Genomic DNA, 17,540 nt, shown 5'->3' on the forward strand with positions numbered 1-17,540 from the left:
TCTTGTCTTGGTGAGAAGCATGCACCCCACTCGTTTTAGTTGAGGGAAAGTCAATGTCTTCTGAAACTTCTGAAGTTTTGCAGCAAGTAATTAAATTTGAGCAGCAGGGGCGATACCTCACGCCATTCCAGCGCAAGTTGTTGTTAAAGAATCTACAGTCTGAATTGCGCGCAGAGTATCGCCAGCGGATTGAGATTATGTTACTGGCAGATATGGGACAAACGCAGACGCAGATCGCCCATGTGCTCGGTTGCTCTCGCGGTACCGTGAGGCTGTGGTCTTCAATGGCTCGTAACGGTCAAGCTCACAATTGGGAAGATATCCCGATCGGGCGACCTAAAGCTGTTAGCGAACCGTATATCGATCGCCTCAAAGAGTTAGTGAACCATAGCCCCCGCGACTACGGTTATGCCTTTCAACGCTGGACGGCTTTATGGCTCAAGAAACAGTTGATTAAAGAGCTTGGCATTGAAATCAGCGATCGCCACATCAACCGATTGCTTAAAGAAATGGGACTCTCAACGCGATTGAAGCAGTTGGATAAAACATCCGCGATCGCTGCAAATAGTAAGTGCAGCATTAAGATTAACGATCTGCATTCTTCCCTATCAACCGATACAGTAATACCGTTCAATTTCCATTCAACTCAGTAGATACGGATAAATAGACTGTCTGCGATCGCATCAATAACTCAGTAACTCATGTTACGCAGAATCTTTATCTCTTTTGACCTGTATATACCTTTGTAGTCAAGGGTCGTAGGGGTGAAACCCCCGATTTGGTTCTGTTCCCCTCTCCCTGAGGGAGAGGGGCTAGGGGTGAGGGTTTCAAGATCTCTCGCGTAAGGTGAGCCAATAAATTTAGTGTCTTTTTTCGCAATTGCTGCTGAGAAGCAGTCACAATAGATCGGAAACTTATGATTCAACCATCATCCACATTAGTAAAAATTGATATTGAAAAGCATCTCCAGGAAACTCTCGGTCAACCCCTATCTGAAACAGAATTAGCTGCGTGCTGGCAACAGATGCAGTTACTAGAACCACCAGCCGGAAAGCTCTTTTGGCAAGCGACAGATGAACGTCCTGGTGTGTATATCGTCCTTGCTGGTAAAGTGAGATTGCTCGACGGAGATAATAACCTGGTAGCTTCCCTTGAGCCGGGCGTATCGTTTGGACAGCAAACTCTATTTCCCGCCGAGAATTTCCAATCCTATACCGCTAGAGCTTCGCTGAATTTACAACTTGCCTATCTTCCTAGCAATTACCTGCAATCCCTAATTGGTAAATATCCGACGATTGGCGATCGCCTGCGCCACCAGGCGATCGTGTGGAATTTTCTGTTATGCTGTCGCCAAACCATTTCCTCTTCTGACATTCCTGTTGAAGATTTACTCCAACTCCTTACCCTACTGGAGCCGCAAACTTTAGATAAAGGTGAATTATCTTTCTCTATAGTTCAAGGTCAACAGCTTTTGCTCCTGCATCAAGGCGAACTGCTGCATTCATCGGGTAAGAGACTGACGGTTGGCAATCTCTACTTCTCGTCGCAATTGCCGCAAGGAGGTTCCTGGCAGGTAACGAAACCTACAGAAATATACAGGCTCGGTCGATCTGAGTGGGAGATGTTGCGGCAAGATGCACCACAACTAGCAACCCTGGTTAGCTCAGACAGAATTGAGACAGAATTGCCGAGTAGAAATATTGCAGTAATTGAAGAACCGGAGAGAGTTCCTCCTACCAAAATTTCTCACAGCGATCGCCAATCTAAATCGCAGATTGGAAAAGCCTATTTCCCCCACCCAACTATCAAAATCGGCCATCTATGGCAGCGGATTACCCATCGCTATCCATTCTTTCGACAGCAAAGTGCCACTGACTGCGGTGCAGCCTGCCTAGTAATGGTCGGAAGGTACTGGGGGAAGCGTTTCAGCGTCAATCGCTTGCGAGAAATCGCGCACGTCAATCGTACAGGTGCGTCGATACGAAGTCTGTCCGCCGCCGCAGAAAGCCTCGGTTTTACTACTCGCCCCGTCAAAGCCAGTCTCGATAAATTAGCAGAACAGAATTTGCCCGCGATCGCCCATTGGGAAGGCAAGCACTACGTTGTGGTTTTTGAAATTACCCGCGATCGCGTTGTGGTTTGCGACCCCGCACTCGGGCAGCTTTCTCTCACGCATGCCCAATTCAAACGCGGTTGGACTGGATACGCTTTGTTACTGCAACCCACAGCATTACTCAACGAATCCAAGGAAGATAAACAACAATTTTGGCAATTTTGGCAGCTAGTCAAACCTCATTCTGTAGTACTCGCAGAGGTATTCATTGCTTCCGTATTGCTGCAGATTTTCGGTCTGATTACACCACTACTAACGCAACTTCTTTTAGATCGAGTAGTCGTGCAGCGCAGCAGCCTGACTTTGACAACTGTAGGCATAGGGTTGCTTTTCTTTAGCCTGTTCCGAGTGGTGATGACTAGCCTGCGGCAATATCTACTCGATCACACGGCCAATAAAGTCGATCTGGTCTTGCTGATCGGTTTTATCAGTCATACGTTTCGATTACCACTGGGATTTTTTGAATCGCGGTTCGTAGGCGATATCATCTCGCGAGTACAGGAAAATCGCAAAATCCAGCGTTTCCTTACAGGTGAAGCACTCTCCATCGTCCTCGATTTATTGACAGTTTTCATCTATGTTGGACTGATGCTCTGGTATAGCTGGCAAATGGCGCTGTTAACGCTAGCGATCGTGCCCCTATTTATGCTGCTATCCGCCATCTCTACGCCGCTGTTGCAAAAAGTTTCCCGAGAAATCTTTACGGCATATAACGAAGAGACTGGATATCTCATTCAATCGCTTAATGGCGTTCGTACGGTCAAATCTATGGCAGTAGAGCAGAATGTCCGCTGGCATTGGGAAGAATTATTTAATCGCTCGGTTAAGGCGAACTTTAACGGACAAACAATCGGAAATGCCATGCAGACAGCCAGTCTGACCATCGAAGCACTTATTACCACCATCTTGCTCTGGTTTGGAGCGTGGCAAGTAATTCAAAATAATTTAACGATCGGACAATTAGTAGCTTTTAACATGCTTTTGGGTAATGTCATTCGTCCCTTCCAAAGGCTGACTGTATTGTGGAATGAGTTGCAGGAAGTAGTAATTGCAGTCGAGCGCATCAACGACGTGATCGATACTGCTCCAGAGGAAGATTTACTGCATCAAACTCGCCAAACCCTACCACCAATTAACGGTTACATTCAATTCGATCGCGTTACGTTTCGCTACCATCCCGATAGCGATATCAATACTTTGGAAAACCTCAGTTTCTCAGCGCAGCCAGGGCAAATGGTAGCGCTAGTTGGACGCAGCGGCTCCGGCAAGACGACTATTGCAAAGCTCTTGCTCGGCTTGTATTCACCCACCGAAGGTAAGATTCTCATTGATGGCTACGATGTCAGCGGTTTATCGTTGCGATCGCTGCGCCAGCAGATTGGCGTTGTCGATCAAGATACGTTTCTCTTTGGCGGTACGATTCGCGAAAATATCTGCATCAGCCATCCCGAAGCTAAATTGGATGACATTATTGAAGCTGCAAAGCAGGCGGGAGCGCATCAATTTATTAAAGAGCTACCAATGGGATATGAAACTCAAATTGGTGAAGGTGGTGGGATGCTATCGGGCGGGCAGAGACAGCGGCTGGCGATCGCTCGCGCCCTTCTGGGCAATCCGCGTTTGTTGATTCTAGATGAAGCCACCAGCAGCCTCGATGCTGAGTCGGAGCGCATTATTCAATCCAATTTCAATACTATTTTAAAAAATCGCACCACTTTAGTCATTGCCCATCGCCTCTCTACCGTCCGTAATGCCGATCTAATTTTAGTACTCGATCGCGGCGTTCTGGTCGAAAGCGGCACGCACGAGCAATTAATGTCTCAGCGCGGCCACTACTTCTATCTCAACCAGCAACAACTGGCGATCGTCAGCTAAATTCAGCCATCGATTCATCGAGGACAAGCATATGTCAAACATCTCAAACTTTAGCCAAGAATCTACTCAGAATGGGCATAAATCCTATAGACAGATCTCATCCACCAAGGAATTGCAACTTCAGCCTGTCGAAGCAGAACTAAGCGATCGCGCAGAAATATTAATCGACTCTCAAGACATCACCTCTCAAGACGAAGATTGGTCTGGTATGACTAAGGAGTTAGTCAATTCACTCCCGCGCGTTTGGACTAGAGGCTTATTCTATTGCCTGCTCGCTTTCGTGGCGATCGGCTTGCCTTGGGCAGCGCTATCTCGCGTTGATGAAACTGGTAGCGCACGAGGACGACTCGAACCCAAAGGCAAAACTTTCAGAATCGATGCTCCAGTTGCAGGTACGGTTTCTAAAGTATTGGTGCAAGAGGGGCAACTCGTGCAGGCGAACCAACCTTTACTCGTAATCGAATCAGAAGCGATCGAGAGCGAGCTACAGCAAGCTCAAACTAAGCTGGAAGGGCAACTGAATCGTCTCAACCAGGCGGAGTTACTGAAGAATCAATTAGCGATTAGCATGCAATTCCAACAACAACAAAACCAGGCTCAAGATCTAGCAAAGCTATCCCAAGTCGAACAGGCAAAATATAACCTGAGAAGCAGTAATGTCAGTCTCAATTTACAAAAGGTAGAAAAACTAGCACCCATCGATCAAGCCCGACAAAGTCTGGAAGCCAGCCAGGTCGCCTACAATCTAGCTGCGAGTCGCGAGGAAAGAGACAAAGTTGAGGTCAATCGCTACAAGCAGCTTTGGCAGCAAGGAGTCGTACCTGAAATTCAGTTTCTGGAAAAGGAAAAGCTAGCAGCGGAAAGCCGCAGGCTGCGAGTACAGTCCGGAGCTGAGATCGAGCAAGCAAAATTGCGCTTAGCCGAGCAGCAAACTCGCTATCAAACTATCATTACCCAGGCTCAATGGGAGGTAACTCGCTCAAAATTGAATCTTGACGAGCAGCAAAACAGCTATCAAAGCACTATCCATGCTGGCAGAATTGCTTTGCTGAAAAGTAACGAGCAACTAAAGGAAGTAGAAGGGCAAATTACATCGCTCAAAACTGAAATTGCCCAGAATAAAGTTCAGATTCAAGCTCTTAAGTTTCAATTAGGGCAGCGCGTAGTCAAGGCTCCTGTCAGCGGCACGATTTTTCAACTACCGATCCAACGAGCTGGAGTTGTATTGCAACCAAGTTCGCTGGTAGCGGAAATTGCACCTCAAGACTCTCCTATGATTCTGCGATCGCAAATAGCAACTTCCGAAAGCGGCTCGCTGCGAGAGGGACTACCCGTAAAAATCAAGTTCGATGCCTATCCTTTCCAAGACTACGGTGTGGTCGAAGGAAAATTAGTCAAGATGGCTCGAACCTCCAAAGTCACGGAAACAGCGCAAGGTCAAGTCGCAACTTTTGATTTGGAAATCGAGTTAGCAAAACCCTGTATCCAGACCAGGAACGAATGCATTACCTTAATGCCCGGACAGACAGCAACTGCCGAAATTATCGTTCGCCAGCGTCATGTTATTGACTTTATCCTCGATCCATTCAAAAAGCTGCAAAACGGTGGACTCGAACTGTAACTTATAGCGGTTTTCATCTGAAAACGAGAAGGGGGTTTGGGGGCGTTGCCCCCAAGAAGGGGTTTCACCCCTTCACCCCGTCAATAAAACCTGTTCTCAATTGAAAAACGCTATAACCTATAAATTATTTCTCCAATCATTATCAAATTCGATCGCCAATAAAAACTATGCCACAGACTATTAACATCGCTCAAAACGATATCCTGCACCAAGTCAAGCTATCCTGCCAAATACCTGCATTAATTGACGAGATTGTAACTCGCAGAGTCATTGCATCTGCTATAGCAGATGCTGGCATCAAATTAGGAACCGAAGAATTACAGGAAAGAGCAGATCGATTTCGCTTGATGCTGCAATTGAAGAGTGCAGAAGATACATTTGCCTGGCTGCAAAAACATAGCCTGACTGTAGATGATTTTGAAGAAATGATTTCTCACAATTTAATGGCTGAGAAGCTAGCGCAACATCTGTTTAGCGATGCGGTAGAAACATATTTTATCGAGCACTACTTGGATTACACTGGTGTAGCAATGTATGAAATAGTTTTGGACGACGAAGACTTGGCGCTGGAAATCTTTTATGCAATTCAGGAAGACGAAATGAGCTTTTCAGAAGCAGCCAGTCAATACATTCAAGATGCAGAATTACGTCGAAAGGGAGGTTACTTGGGTGTCGTTCGCCGCTTTGACTTAAAACCGGAAATTTCCGCCGCAGTCTTTGCCGCAAAACCACCGCAGATGCTTAAACCAATTGTGGCAACCAGGGGAGTGCACTTAATTAAGCTGGAGGAACTTTTGCAACCACAGTTAGACGAACGATTGCGCGATCGAATTGTTGGAGATTTATTTAGAGATTGGATAAAGCAAGAAACTGAGAAATTTGAAATAGTTCAAGTCTGATACATGCAACTTTGCTGTTGCCCCTGTCTTTCAAGAAAAGGCAGCATTATGTTTATGTTCTGGTAACCAGCCCGACCACTCGGGCTAGCGCCCTCTAGCCCAAGCAACGTCCTTTACAGTATTTATATTCTAAAATTTGTAACAAAAACTACCAATTAGCGAACATTATAGTTATAGTCGTTGTATAAATCATTGAAGGAACTACTTACTATGAACATTAAGCATGAAAAGAGGATGGAAGCTGCGGCTAACCATAAGGCTAGTTTGGCTGCATTACTAAAGCGTCGCATAGAATCTGCTAGATCTAGAAATGACGCTCAACTGATCGGACAGCTAGAAAGCGAAATGAAGCAACTGGGTCTGAACTAAAACTGCTGTTGGCTTCATTAATTTAAGATACAAATATTGTTTTCAACACATAACGCCATTCAGTTCTTTGGGCAAGAGCGTTGCGCGAAATACGCGGAATACATTAATGTTGCAGCACCCCCTCAAGGCGATCGCCTTGAGGGGGTGCCTTCATTTTGAGCTAGTCTAGAATGTGAATGTGGTGCGAACTACGCCTACTGTAGCAGTGGGGGCGTTGTTAATGCCCTCTGGGTTAAAGACGAAGAACACGCCTGGCGTAATGCTGATATTTTTAGACACCTTAAAGTTGAAGTAACCTTCTAAATGGTAAGGCTTAGCCGTGAATCCGGTCGGAACTGTAGCAATGCCACCTACGGATTCCCGTGCTAGGGGCTGTCCGAATAGAATGCCAGCCGTATTACCCTCACTAAATACATCGCTGAAGTGGAAGCCTGTCATCCAACTGGTAAAGGTTGTCGAAGCATTAAGGTTAGTTAGATTGGCAAAGATCCAGGCACCCGATAGGTTAAAAGCAACTTTAGGGGCAACCCGCCATGTTAGGGTAGCACCAATGGAGTTGAGTTTGATCGGCTCGGTTGCTGCCCCACCATTGATGGCACCAATATCCGCCGCCGCTAAGCCAGTGCCCAAAATGTTGATTTGGTGATAGCTGTTGGCATAGTTCAGACCGATATCAAGAGTAGATGACGGTCTGAGGGTTAGTTGTGCGGCTGCTATGGTACTGCCACCAAAAAATCCAGCACCAAGGGGCGTAGCGGGGAAACCTTGATTGCTGGGGAGCGAGGCGTTCACGCTGCCGTACAGGGCGCGGAAGTCAACCGTATCCGAAGGTGTCCAGATCAAACCAACCGCCGCAGCCAAACCAGTACCGGACATGCCGCCAGACACGCGAGTGGCAGCGTTCCAACCTTGCCCAAAACGCGAGATCGAACCTTGTCCTTCGCTAGCAAAGGGACTGATCGCTGGGAATGCATCGGAAACTTCGGCGTTGGAGCCAGCAAACATGGTGAACTTATCAGCGACTGGAAAGACGTACAGTAGCTTGTAGAGGTTAATCGAGTTGGAAGCGACAGGGTTGAGATTCTGTGGATTTACGCCAGGGAACTGCGGTTCAAAGCCCAAGCGCACGTTGCTGGCACTCAAGCCTAGTGGATCGGTATATCCCAATGCACCTTGCAAGCTATTGGCACCGCCACCGAAGTTATAAGCCTGCAAACCAGTAATCAGCAAGTCTTTGCCAGTAAAACTGGTGAGTAAGTTCAGTCTAACCCTGTTATTGAATACAACATTTGAGTTGCCACTGCCTGCCACGTTAGGATTGGCACCACTAGCGCCAGCCACCCCAATAATTACTTCGCCACTCAGCTTGGTGGTAGTTGAGAACTGTTGGGCTTCGAGTGTAGCTGTTTTGGACTCTAGGGCATCAACCCGTCCCTTGAGAGCAGCTAATTCCGCCGCAAATTCCTCTTGTAACTTTTGGACGGCGGCTAGATCCTCTTTGCTAACTTTATCTGCCAAGCCAGCGGTGAGAATCTCGTTAATCTTGTCTAAGCAGGCATTTAAACCTGCGGCAAATTCAAAGCGCGTGAGGGCGCGCTGACCGCGAAAAGTGCGATCGGGATAACCGGCAATGCAACCATAGCGCTCGACTAAAGATTGCAAGGCCGTGAACGCCCAGTCAGTTGGACGAACGTCAGATAGCTGCGAAACAGATGTGACGTTTTGGGCTGTGGGGCTGGGAGCGATCGCATTGTCTTGTATTTGCGCGTTTAACTGCGAAACTGGAGTGCTAGTGGTATTACTAGGAACTATCTCCGATACTGTCTCTGCTGTTGTTTCTGAGGTTGTGGCAGTTGTAGCTTGAGCAACCGGTTGGAAAGGTTGCACGGGAGTCTCGTTAGTTAGTTTGATAGTTGATTTAGTAGATACAGACTCTGTTGTCGCAGGTTGCTCGATATCGCCCGACTTGGTTTCAGCAGTAGCAGGAAGCGCACCAAACAAGAGATAAGAAGCTAATAGGAGCAAACCTAGCTTGCTAGCAGCGTAATTTTTCAACATAAATATTCCTCACACAATTTCCATAGGATATCAAAATTTTTAGAGATTGGTTTAAAATCCTCCTAATAAAATTTGGCATTAAACCTCAACGGTTTAAGAGGAACTGCAAGCGTGTCTTTAGTTTAAAGATATAGCCGTATGCAGACTCCGTTAGAACAGGCGAGTGTGGGGCTGCACCCCCACGCAGGAGTTCCACCCCTGTACCTCGTCCTAAGCTTGTTGACTACAGCTACATTTAACTACAGCTATATTTAAATGTACGAAAAAATCAGCGTCCCAACCTTACACAATTCCTATGGTTACTATTAGGTAAATATACGGTATCCAGAAATCTATTCCAGCTAAGCAATTACACTATCTAAACTCGGTACGTCCACCCACTGTCGTTGGGCATGGGATAGATGGGTTAAATCCATCAGTAGTTGCGAATAAATACCCTCTTTTAGACCAGGTGCGATACTCTCTCCTTTTCGGATAGCGGCAACGAAGCGATCGCAAATCGCGATAAATGGAGCGAGACGACCGTCTTTAAAGGTTTGCGGAAATTCATATTCCGATGGGATTGGCATCACTTCCAACTCGCCGCCGGGTTTTGCCTGCCGCAAGCTGAAGCCATGCACGTAGTCTGCTAGATTCGGACTGCCCAGCACGAGCGTGGCGCGATCGCCATATACCGTCACCCAATGCCCTCGTCCGCTATAGGTAACCGTGCTAATGCAAATATTACATGGCGTACCATCGGCGAGTTCCAGCATGATATTGCAGGTGTCGTCGGCATCAACGGGGTGCAGAACTCCGTTGACATCGGGTCGTGTGGGAATAGCAGTACTGAGTTGCCCGCACAGGCGTGAAATTGGGCCAAATAACCAGTCCACATAGTCGAATGTATGAGATCCCAGAGCACCTAGCGCCCCTCCACCTCGAGCTTTCTGGCTGTACCAGTTCCACGCACGCTTCGCGTCGGCACGCCCTTGAACCAACCAGTCGATTGTAATCAGACGAGTTTTGCCAGCGTATCCTTGCGCCATTAAATCTTTTAGATAGCACCAATGGGGACAGGTACGAAACTCAAAGTCCATCGTCACGATCGTCCCCTTATTCTGGGCTAGCTTATACAGAGCGATCGCCTCATCGACATTCAGCGTGGTCGGCTTTTCCAGTAAAACGTGTTTTCCGGCAGCGATCGCGGCTTTGGCTGCCTCAAAATGCAAAAAGGGAGGCGTGGAGATACTGACCGCCTGCACGTCTGGGATTGCCAGGAGATCGCCAAGGTTGGTGTAGCTGTGGGGAATGCCAAATTTATCTGCTATCTGTTGGGCTTTATCTAGCCTGCGATGGTAGACTGCCACTACTTCCGTGTCGGGATGAGCCTGAAACCCTGGAATATGGACGATTTGCCCGAAGCCAGTACCGATAATACCAATGCCAATTTTCTGCGCCATGTTGGAACCATTATTAACTATTTCGATCGTTTGAGCATTCTACAACTCGTAGCCCCGCGCTAACCAGTAGTGCCAATCGGCGATCGCTTCCTGGGTATCTTCATCTGCTGCGGGGGCTTCTATCTCTTTTAAACGCATAGAGAATATATCCCCGTCATATTCCACTTCCACAAACATCTCGTGCAAGCACTCCTCCTCCGGGGACATTCCCACCACTACTACCTCAGTTCCTTTTTTCTGCGCTGAAGTGCGCGACTTCTCGATTAGCAAAGCCTTAAAGGGGAAACTTAGTTTGTCGTCAAGATAGTAGTACCAACCCATTGCCCGTTCTTCTTCACCGTAGGCATCAACTACAATCTCCATGGCAATGCGTTCTTCTCGCGCATCGTCTTCTGCAACTTTAGCCATAAGTGTTGTTCCTCCAAAGCAACCTGCTAAGATAAATTTAGCTATTTTAGGGTGCGTTTTGTGACTTTTTTGAATACTTGCTTAGTTTAATACTCGATTTAATAACTGGACAAACATGGTTGTAACTCCTCAAAAATCGAAACTCGCTCTAGATATCTGGGTCAAAGCAACTTGGGAAGATTTTGTGGCTCTAGCTGACGATCGCGCTTATACAAGAACTAACAGATTTTATTACGACCGCGATGCGATGAGGATAGAAATGGCAGCACTTGGCCCGATACACGCCCGCGAAAATGCGATTGTTTCTAAGGTAGTCAGCTTGTTTGCGACGCTCAAAAATATACGAATTTTTGAGTATTTGAATTGCAGTTTTCGCAAGGAGCCGGAAAGAGAGTGCCAACCAGATCTTGCTTTCTACATTGGTGAGGGGTTACGTTTACCTGCATCTAATAACTCCCCTGTAAACTTGAAGGAACACGATCCTCCTACTTTGATAATCGAAATTGCCTCGACTACGCTTAACGACGATTTAGGGCATAAACGTTTGTTGTACGAGCGGCTGGGCGTGCGGGAATATTGGGTAGTGGATGTCGAAGCGACTGAAGTATATGCCTTTGAGATTGCGGACGGACGCAGCGGACGCATTCAAGCATCCCAAGTGCTAGCGGGTCTGCGGATCGCAACTGTAGAAGAGGCTCTACTCCGCAGCCAGAGTGAAGATGATGGGGCGATCGCGCGGTGGTTATTGCAAACCTTCAACGCCTAATTCTCATACGGAATCTAAGCGCAGCTTTGAGGAACGGCAACCTGTCGCAAAAGTTCCATCGGGCCGCAGGCTTTAAGAACCTGCATTTGCTCTCGATCTCTCACTAGCAACGTACCAGCAAATCCCAATGAATTGACCGAGATAGACCCAAAACTTTCCTGCGATCGCAAAATCAAAAGCATCCATTCTCGCGTTGCCAAAAGATTATACGGACAGGGCTGTATCCCTAGCTCATTCTCTGCACTAGTTTTGGGGAAACTAATCGCTTTGAGCAGGCGATGATAACAGGCCAGTGTCGCTTCTGCGGCTTGGAATGGAGAGCCTGCCCAGAGCGGCTCTAATTTGGTAAAGGCATGGACAAAAGGCAGTCCGGGGATGGTAGCAATCTCGCCTTGAAATACAGCGGATGATAGTAGTGGCGCGATCGGAATCTGGTGAGGTTCAGAAGGGATGAGCGGCAGGGAAACAATTTGCAAATGCTTATGCGGTTGGCTGGCACCAGCCGTTTTGCCAGCATTGTAAAATACCAGCCCGTCGAATTCTGCCAGACACGCCCACATTGCTACAAAATCTGCCAAGGTCAGCAGGCTTTCCTGTGCCTCGAATGCCCGTGTAATAACGAGTAGGTGGCGATCGACTACGTTGAACTTGTTCAGAATGCAGACATGCGTATCGGAAATATCCGTAACAAACAGATCCTCGTCGTAGGGCAGGAAGGGGTTGAACGATCGATCGCCAGCACTAGTTAGTCGGTCTTGGGCTTGTTTCGCCTCGTCCTTGCGAGCGAGATTGGCCAGGATTCTCACCATAAAGCGAACGCCATCCTGCTCGACAAACTCAAACTCTGTCGGAATGGACAGCAAGGCACCGCACTGATGGGCGCGATCGCTGCGCTCTACCAGCTTTGTCCACAAAGTGCCAGGTTTCAACAACAGATTTTCCCGATCCAAATTATGCTTCCTCAAAACAAAATACGCCCAAAATCATTGTATAGCTCCCATAAAATACCTCCCGACTTATTTTGTCCCTAATGGGGCGAGATCTAGGTTAAGTTAGTTATTGGGTCTAGCTTGCATAAACTAGCTTGCATAAATTTGTAGAGGTTGACTATGTACCAGTCCAAACCTAACGCTATGGGGAAACCCTTCCCCACGATGTACGATCTGCCCAGCGATTATCCGGAGGATCCAGGATTGCCTGACGAGTTTCATCTTTATCAACCGCAGGTTCTCAGTCAAACTTGTAAACCTCCTGTCTACGAAAGCGATCGCGTCTTTATTGCCAGCGACCTCAATCTTTACTACGATCTCGATCGCTTGAATTGGTATAAACGCCCCGATTGGTTTGTAGTGGTAGATGGAACGCGGCTATACCAAAATAGAGAGCTTCGTCAAAGTTACGTTCTATGGGATGAAGGCAAGAGTCCTTTATTAGTGGTGGAGTTGATCTCCGAAGGAACGGAAGCAGAAGATTTGGGCAGAAACGTACGCAAACTCGGCAGCCCGCCGACTAAGTGGGAAGTATACGAACAGATTTTGCAAGTGCCTTACTACATAACATTTGACGAGCGCAATAGCGAATTTCGCAAGTTCAGATGGCAGAATGGCAAATATACCGAACTAGACAGGGAAGCAACAAAGCTGTGGGTTGAGGAATTGCAGTTAGGGCTGGGGATTTGGCACGGATCTTATCAAGGCATAGAAGCTGATTGGTTGCGTTGGTATGATGCTAATGAAACGTGGCTCCCAACCCAGGAAGAGCGCGCCGAACAGGAACGCCAGCGCGCCGAACAGGAACGTCAACGCGCCGAACAGGAACGCCAGCGCGCCGAACAGGAACGTCAACGTGCCGAACAGGAACGTCAACGTGCCGAACAGGAACGCCAGCGTGCCGAACAGGAGCAGCAGAAAGTGGAAGCGCTGAAAATGCAGTTAAGGGCACTAGGAGTTGAACCCGATATTTAATGCTGTAGGGGCGAACGGCCGTTCGCCCCTACAATTGAAAACCGCATATATTGGGAAGAGCGTAATTCAGGGATAAAACAAATTGCTGCGTGAAAAGATTGCGTTTTACTTAGAGGATATTGAAACACCTGTAGGCAAAGGGATTAACCTGGCGATCGCTCTACTGGTGTTGATTTCATCTGGAATATTTGTCGCACAAACCTATCTCATCTCCGAGACAACCCGAAATATCCTGAATCTTGCGGACAATGCTATTCTTTTTATCTTTGCCGTTGAATATCTACTCCGCCTCTGGTGCGCCGACAACAGGCTGAAATACTGCTTTAGCCTTTATTCAATGATCGACTTAATCGCGATTCTACCGTTTTTTATAATTGCGGCTGACACTAGTTTTATTCGCCTCTTGCGCTGGTTCAGATTTCTGCGCCTGGTGCGTCTGTTGGGCGATAAAACCATATTTGGGCGAGTTAGCAACGACGATCGCCTGATGGTGGTGAGAATTATATTTACTCTATTTGCGATCGTGTTTATCTTTTCGGGGCTGATTTATCAGGTCGAACATCCCGTCAATCCCAATAGCTTTAGAACTTTTCTCGATGCATTTTACTTCTCGATTTTTACCATGACAACAGTTGGTTATGGCGATGTCACCCCTTCTTCGGAATCTGGACGTTTGCTTACCGTTTTGATGGTACTGATCGGCATCGCGCTGATTCCGGTGCAGTTGGGAGATTTATTTAAAAGCCTGGTTAAAACGGCTAATCGCGTAGAGATACCGTGTCTCAATTGCGGTTTGTCGTCTCACGATGCTGATGCCAAACATTGCAAGAACTGCGGCACCGCATTGAGTCCTGAGATGGAGTGATTCACGTTAGGGTCAAACGACCGTTCGCCTCTACTCATGGTCTACAAAACCACAGGATAGTTCTCCGTTTGGGGAACCTTCTGCTTCTACCAAGCAGGCAATGCCATCTTTTTCGCTGAGCATAACCACATGGTCTAAAGTAGGAGCGGGAGCGATACTGTAAGGCGCGATCGCCGCAATGCGAAGATTAGGGATATCTAATCCAGATTCACACAAACTACCTGGCTCTTGCGGGCAGCGCATTTCTACTTTCTGAGAATTGTCCAACTGTAGTGCGGCAATAGGGGTATCGGTGGTATCTGCCTTGGCAGGGGTAGCAAAACTTACCAAAGCGATCGCTAATAACGTTGCAAATCCTCTTAATTTCATAGCCTTAATCCTCACTCTGTAATCTGAATATCCTGTGAAGTTTTACCTTGAGCACCTGTCTATCAGTTTGCGACTTTAGACGCGGTTATACTTCCTGCAACTAGCTCATGCGAGTGGGTGAACCCCCCTCTGGCATGGAGCGAGATCGCTCTATATCTAGATATCATCTCTGTAAAATATGGCAATTGCAGCGATCGAGATCTGAGCTTAGTTGCGATCGCGATCGCAATGCCACTGTCAGTCCCAGACAAGGCATAATGCTATTAGTAACGAGCGCGAGTTTTCAGATTTTTTAGATTCTTATGAAATTAGGTATTGCAGTTGTAGTAGTTCTGGCGGCTGGTACATGTTTTGGCTTGTCCGTACAAGCGGTACGAGCAGATAATCCCTTGCACGTACGGCAATTGCTGACTACCAAGGAGTGTCCGGGTTGCGATCTCTACGAGGCTAATTTAGGGCCTGTCAATCTGCGGGGAGCTAATCTGAGCAATGCCAACATGTACCGCGCCAATCTGAGGTTTGCCGATCTCAGAGAGTCCAGACTAGTGGGCGCTAACCTGTACAGAGCCGATCTTAGAGGAGCAGATCTAACTGGCGCGGATATCTTTGGAGTCGATTTCAATGAAGCCAACCTCTGCAATGCCATCATGCCTGATGGCAAGAAGTCAACTCAGGGTTGTCCCGATAATGTTGCCAAATAGTTTTTACCAACATCAATTAGCGATCGCTGCGCCACGACCAGAATCTTCGATCGCGATCGAGCTTTACAACCAGCGTTACCTACACCCTCCTCAAAAATCTTCTGGAGCATCTCGATCCCTCTTCCTGATATTATCGCTTTTAGGGTAAAGCGTTTGTCTTTGAACCGTTTTCTGACGAGTCAGCCAGTTTATCCCTTTCCGCTGAGGATTACCCATTCATGAAACCAGAGTTATTAGCAAAAATACAAAGCTGCTGTCGAGATCTAGCTGCCTTCGAGCAAGTTCGGCAAGCTCTGGCGGATGAAATGTACACTTTGGAGCAAGCGACCCGTCAGGCTAATTTCCAGCTCCAACAGCAGCAGGCGCTAGCCCGGGTGATTATGCGACTGCGAGAACACATAGATCTAGAAGCAATTTTTAAAGCTACTGCGGCTGAAATCAGGCAACTGTTAGGGGTCGATCGGGTTGGCATGTTTCGCTTCGATCCAGACTCTGGCTGGGATGACGGCGAATTCGTATCGGAGGATGTAGACCCCGAGTTTGACTCGGCGATCACCCAAAAAGTTCGCGATCGCTGTTTTGGCGAGCAGTTTGCTATCTATTACCAAGAAGGGCGCGTGCAGAACGTTGCCGATATTTACAATGCCGGGTTGAGCGACTGCCACATCGCGATCCTGTCGCAATTTCAGGTACGGGCAAATCTGGTGGTGCCCTTGTTGCAAGGTCGCCATCTGTGGGGCTTGTTGTGCATCCATCAATGCCGCGCCCCCCGCCAGTGGCAGGACACCGAGATCGAATTCGTGCAGCAAATCGCCAGCCACTTAGCCATAGCGCTGCAACAGGCGGAACTGCTGGCAGAACTGCGGGCTGAGGTAATCGAACGCCAGCAGGCGGAGCAACGCGCTTTGGAACTCAACCAGGGCTTGCGCCAGGCAATTATCGAACTGCAGGCAGTGAATAAAGAACTGGAAGCCTTTAGCTATTCTGTTTCCCACGATCTGCGCGCCCCCTTACGCAGTATTGACGGTTTCAGCCAGGCACTACTAGAAGACTATCTGGGTCAATTAGATACTGTCGGGCAGGACTATTTGCGTCGCATCCGCTCGGCTAGCCAGCGCATGGGGCAGTTGATCGATGACCTGCTCGCGCTAGCGCGGGTAACCCGCAGCAGCCTCCACAAAGAAGTCGTCGATCTCAGCCAACTGGCTAGCGAACTCTGTACTCACTTGCAGCAAGCCCATCCAGAGCGGCAGATGGAGTTTGAGATCCAACCTGACCTCGTTGTCCAAGGTGATGTGCGGCTGTTGCAGGTGGTATTAGATAATTTAATTAATAATGCCTGGAAATTTACCTCGAAGCACCAGCAAGCCAGGATTGAATTTGGCGCGATCGCTCCTGAAAACGGTATTCCTGTATATTTTGTTCGCGATGATGGCGTTGGTTTTGATATGGCATTCGTTGACAAATTATTTAAGCCATTTCAGCGCTTGCACGGCATGTACGAATTCCCCGGCAACGGGATCGGGCTAGCCACCGTGCAGCGCATCGTTCACCGCCACGGCGGTCGAGTATGGGCAGAAGCCGCCTTAGATCGAGGTGCGACGTTTTATTTTACGCTGGAGGAGGAGGAAGTTGGGGTATGAGTGGAGGCACCAATACCAAAGCGATCTTATTAGTAGAAGATAATCCCGATGATGAAGCATTGGCAATCCGTGCCCTCAAACGCCATCACATTGGCAACGAGATCGTAGTAGCACATGATGGGGTAGAAGCACTGGATTATCTGTTTGGCACGGGTCAATATGCGGGACGGAATATCGGCATCAAACCTGCCGTGGTTCTATTGGATCTGAAACTGCCTCGGATCGATGGTCTGGAAGTGCTGCGTCGCCTGCGCGAAAATGAAAGTACAAAACTCTTGCCTGTCGTGGTTTTAACCACATCCAGCGAAGAACAAGATCTGCTCGACAGTTACAGCTTGGGATGCAATAGTTACATTCGCAAACCCGTCGATTTTCTGCAATTTTCGGAAGCGATTCGACAACTTGGGATGTACTGGCTGCTGATGAACGAACCACCACCCATTTAGG

18 protein-coding genes are annotated in these 17,540 nt (G+C 47.9%); 12 read left to right on the forward strand and 6 right to left on the reverse strand.

All coding sequences use genetic code 11. The features are described from left to right. The first annotated feature begins 53 nt into the window (after nucleotides 1–53). The 5 genes from PSE6802_RS0106510 (at nucleotide 54) to PSE6802_RS34225 (ending at nucleotide 6,877) form a co-directional block, all read left to right on the forward strand. Nucleotides 54–653, forward strand: coding sequence for a helix-turn-helix domain-containing protein (locus PSE6802_RS0106510; protein ID WP_019499242.1), 600 nt, complete (start codon nucleotides 54–56; stop codon nucleotides 651–653). Nucleotides 654–916: 263 nt separating this feature from the next. After that, a complete protein-coding gene (locus tag PSE6802_RS0106515; RefSeq protein ID WP_019499243.1) occupies nucleotides 917–3,988 on the forward strand; it encodes a peptidase domain-containing ABC transporter in 3,072 nt (1,023 codons plus the stop codon). Between the two features lie 31 nt (nucleotides 3,989–4,019). Further along, entirely contained in the window at nucleotides 4,020–5,609 is a 1,590-nt protein-coding gene (locus tag PSE6802_RS0106520; protein ID WP_019499244.1) for a putative HlyD family type I secretion protein, read from the forward strand. Nucleotides 5,610–5,776: 167 nt separating this feature from the next. After that, on the forward strand, nucleotides 5,777–6,508 hold the full coding sequence (locus tag PSE6802_RS0106525) for a peptidylprolyl isomerase (RefSeq protein WP_019499245.1): 732 nt from the start codon (nucleotides 5,777–5,779) through the stop codon (nucleotides 6,506–6,508). A gap of 210 nt (nucleotides 6,509–6,718) precedes the next feature. Next, nucleotides 6,719–6,877, forward strand: a complete 159-nt coding sequence (locus PSE6802_RS34225) for a hypothetical protein (RefSeq protein ID WP_019499246.1) — start codon at nucleotides 6,719–6,721, stop codon at nucleotides 6,875–6,877. Between the two features lie 165 nt (nucleotides 6,878–7,042). Here PSE6802_RS34225 and PSE6802_RS0106535 read toward each other — a convergent pair whose 3' ends face one another. From PSE6802_RS0106535 to PSE6802_RS0106545, 3 genes are all read right to left on the reverse strand, one after another. Further along, a complete protein-coding gene (locus tag PSE6802_RS0106535; RefSeq protein WP_019499247.1) occupies nucleotides 7,043–8,935 on the reverse strand; it encodes an iron uptake porin in 1,893 nt (630 codons plus the stop codon). 341 nt (nucleotides 8,936–9,276) lie between these two features. Next, nucleotides 9,277–10,377, reverse strand: coding sequence for a Gfo/Idh/MocA family protein (locus PSE6802_RS0106540; protein WP_019499248.1), 1,101 nt, complete (start codon nucleotides 10,375–10,377; stop codon nucleotides 9,277–9,279). A gap of 39 nt (nucleotides 10,378–10,416) precedes the next feature. After that, nucleotides 10,417–10,785 (reverse strand): calcium-binding protein, encoded by a 369-nt coding sequence (locus PSE6802_RS0106545; protein WP_019499249.1) that lies wholly within the window; start codon nucleotides 10,783–10,785, stop codon nucleotides 10,417–10,419. Nucleotides 10,786–10,900: 115 nt separating this feature from the next. Between PSE6802_RS0106545 and PSE6802_RS0106550 the strand changes: the two genes are divergently transcribed. Beyond that, nucleotides 10,901–11,551: a Uma2 family endonuclease gene (locus tag PSE6802_RS0106550; RefSeq protein WP_019499250.1), complete on the forward strand. Its 651-nt coding sequence runs from the start codon at nucleotides 10,901–10,903 to the stop codon at nucleotides 11,549–11,551. Nucleotides 11,552–11,565: 14 nt separating this feature from the next. Here PSE6802_RS0106550 and PSE6802_RS0106555 read toward each other — a convergent pair whose 3' ends face one another. After that, nucleotides 11,566–12,501, reverse strand: coding sequence for an ATP adenylyltransferase family protein (locus PSE6802_RS0106555; protein WP_019499251.1), 936 nt, complete (start codon nucleotides 12,499–12,501; stop codon nucleotides 11,566–11,568). 159 nt (nucleotides 12,502–12,660) lie between these two features. On the opposite strand from PSE6802_RS0106555, the gene PSE6802_RS0106560 reads away from it, so the two are divergent. Then, nucleotides 12,661–13,515 carry a Uma2 family endonuclease gene (locus tag PSE6802_RS0106560; RefSeq protein ID WP_019499252.1) on the forward strand — a complete coding sequence of 285 codons (855 nt, stop codon included), beginning with the start codon at nucleotides 12,661–12,663 and terminating at the stop codon, nucleotides 13,513–13,515. Between the two features lie 82 nt (nucleotides 13,516–13,597). Next, entirely contained in the window at nucleotides 13,598–14,380 is a 783-nt protein-coding gene (locus tag PSE6802_RS0106565; RefSeq protein ID WP_019499253.1) for an ion transporter, read from the forward strand. Between the two features lie 30 nt (nucleotides 14,381–14,410). Here PSE6802_RS0106565 and PSE6802_RS0106570 read toward each other — a convergent pair whose 3' ends face one another. Beyond that, complete coding sequence (locus PSE6802_RS0106570; protein WP_019499254.1) at nucleotides 14,411–14,749, reverse strand: hypothetical protein; 339 nt, start codon at nucleotides 14,747–14,749, stop codon at nucleotides 14,411–14,413. A 117-nt stretch (nucleotides 14,750–14,866) separates the two neighbouring features. On the opposite strand from PSE6802_RS0106570, the gene PSE6802_RS0106575 reads away from it, so the two are divergent. Continuing rightward, nucleotides 14,867–15,007, forward strand: coding sequence for a hypothetical protein (locus tag PSE6802_RS0106575; protein ID WP_156815448.1), 141 nt, complete (start codon nucleotides 14,867–14,869; stop codon nucleotides 15,005–15,007). 44 nt (nucleotides 15,008–15,051) lie between these two features. Then, nucleotides 15,052–15,450, forward strand: a complete 399-nt coding sequence (locus PSE6802_RS0106580) for a pentapeptide repeat-containing protein (protein ID WP_019499256.1) — start codon at nucleotides 15,052–15,054, stop codon at nucleotides 15,448–15,450. Here the strand turns inward: PSE6802_RS0106580 and PSE6802_RS33215 are convergent. Next, a complete protein-coding gene (locus PSE6802_RS33215; protein WP_019499257.1) occupies nucleotides 15,420–15,560 on the reverse strand; it encodes a hypothetical protein in 141 nt (46 codons plus the stop codon). The two genes, PSE6802_RS0106580 and PSE6802_RS33215, sit on opposite strands and share 31 nt — an antisense overlap. 108 nt (nucleotides 15,561–15,668) lie before the next feature. Between PSE6802_RS33215 and PSE6802_RS0106590 the strand changes: the two genes are divergently transcribed. Both PSE6802_RS0106590 and PSE6802_RS0106595 read left to right on the forward strand, forming a co-directional pair. Further along, nucleotides 15,669–17,093, forward strand: a complete 1,425-nt coding sequence (locus tag PSE6802_RS0106590) for a sensor histidine kinase (protein WP_019499258.1) — start codon at nucleotides 15,669–15,671, stop codon at nucleotides 17,091–17,093. Further along, nucleotides 17,090–17,539 carry a response regulator gene (locus PSE6802_RS0106595; RefSeq protein WP_019499259.1) on the forward strand — a complete coding sequence of 150 codons (450 nt, stop codon included), beginning with the start codon at nucleotides 17,090–17,092 and terminating at the stop codon, nucleotides 17,537–17,539. Before PSE6802_RS0106590 ends, PSE6802_RS0106595 begins: the two co-directional genes overlap by 4 nt. Nucleotide 17,540: the final 1 nt, after the last annotated feature.

It is taken from the genome of Pseudanabaena sp. PCC 6802 (assembly GCF_000332175.1).
Classification (GTDB): domain Bacteria; phylum Cyanobacteriota; class Cyanobacteriia; order Pseudanabaenales; family Pseudanabaenaceae; genus PCC-6802.

What these genes read in the sequence shown, in the direction of transcription:
- PSE6802_RS0106510 (WP_019499242.1), top strand. Translation starts at nt 54, where the DNA reads ATGTCTTCTGAAACTTCTGAAGTTTTGCAGCAAGTAATTAAATTTGAG.
- PSE6802_RS0106515 (WP_019499243.1), top strand. Translation starts at nt 917, where the DNA reads ATGATTCAACCATCATCCACATTAGTAAAAATTGATATTGAAAAGCAT.
- PSE6802_RS0106520 (WP_019499244.1), top strand. Translation starts at nt 4,020, where the DNA reads ATGTCAAACATCTCAAACTTTAGCCAAGAATCTACTCAGAATGGGCAT.
- PSE6802_RS0106525 (WP_019499245.1), top strand. Translation starts at nt 5,777, where the DNA reads ATGCCACAGACTATTAACATCGCTCAAAACGATATCCTGCACCAAGTC.
- PSE6802_RS34225 (WP_019499246.1), top strand. Translation starts at nt 6,719, where the DNA reads ATGAACATTAAGCATGAAAAGAGGATGGAAGCTGCGGCTAACCATAAG.
- PSE6802_RS0106535 (WP_019499247.1), bottom strand. Translation starts at nt 8,935, where the DNA reads ATGTTGAAAAATTACGCTGCTAGCAAGCTAGGTTTGCTCCTATTAGCT.
- PSE6802_RS0106540 (WP_019499248.1), bottom strand. Translation starts at nt 10,377, where the DNA reads ATGGCGCAGAAAATTGGCATTGGTATTATCGGTACTGGCTTCGGGCAA.
- PSE6802_RS0106545 (WP_019499249.1), bottom strand. Translation starts at nt 10,785, where the DNA reads ATGGCTAAAGTTGCAGAAGACGATGCGCGAGAAGAACGCATTGCCATG.
- PSE6802_RS0106550 (WP_019499250.1), top strand. Translation starts at nt 10,901, where the DNA reads ATGGTTGTAACTCCTCAAAAATCGAAACTCGCTCTAGATATCTGGGTC.
- PSE6802_RS0106560 (WP_019499252.1), top strand. Translation starts at nt 12,661, where the DNA reads ATGTACCAGTCCAAACCTAACGCTATGGGGAAACCCTTCCCCACGATG.
- PSE6802_RS0106570 (WP_019499254.1), bottom strand. Translation starts at nt 14,749, where the DNA reads ATGAAATTAAGAGGATTTGCAACGTTATTAGCGATCGCTTTGGTAAGT.
- PSE6802_RS0106580 (WP_019499256.1), top strand. Translation starts at nt 15,052, where the DNA reads ATGAAATTAGGTATTGCAGTTGTAGTAGTTCTGGCGGCTGGTACATGT.
- PSE6802_RS33215 (WP_019499257.1), bottom strand. Translation starts at nt 15,560, where the DNA reads ATGCTCCAGAAGATTTTTGAGGAGGGTGTAGGTAACGCTGGTTGTAAA.
- PSE6802_RS0106590 (WP_019499258.1), top strand. Translation starts at nt 15,669, where the DNA reads ATGAAACCAGAGTTATTAGCAAAAATACAAAGCTGCTGTCGAGATCTA.
- PSE6802_RS0106595 (WP_019499259.1), top strand. Translation starts at nt 17,090, where the DNA reads ATGAGTGGAGGCACCAATACCAAAGCGATCTTATTAGTAGAAGATAAT.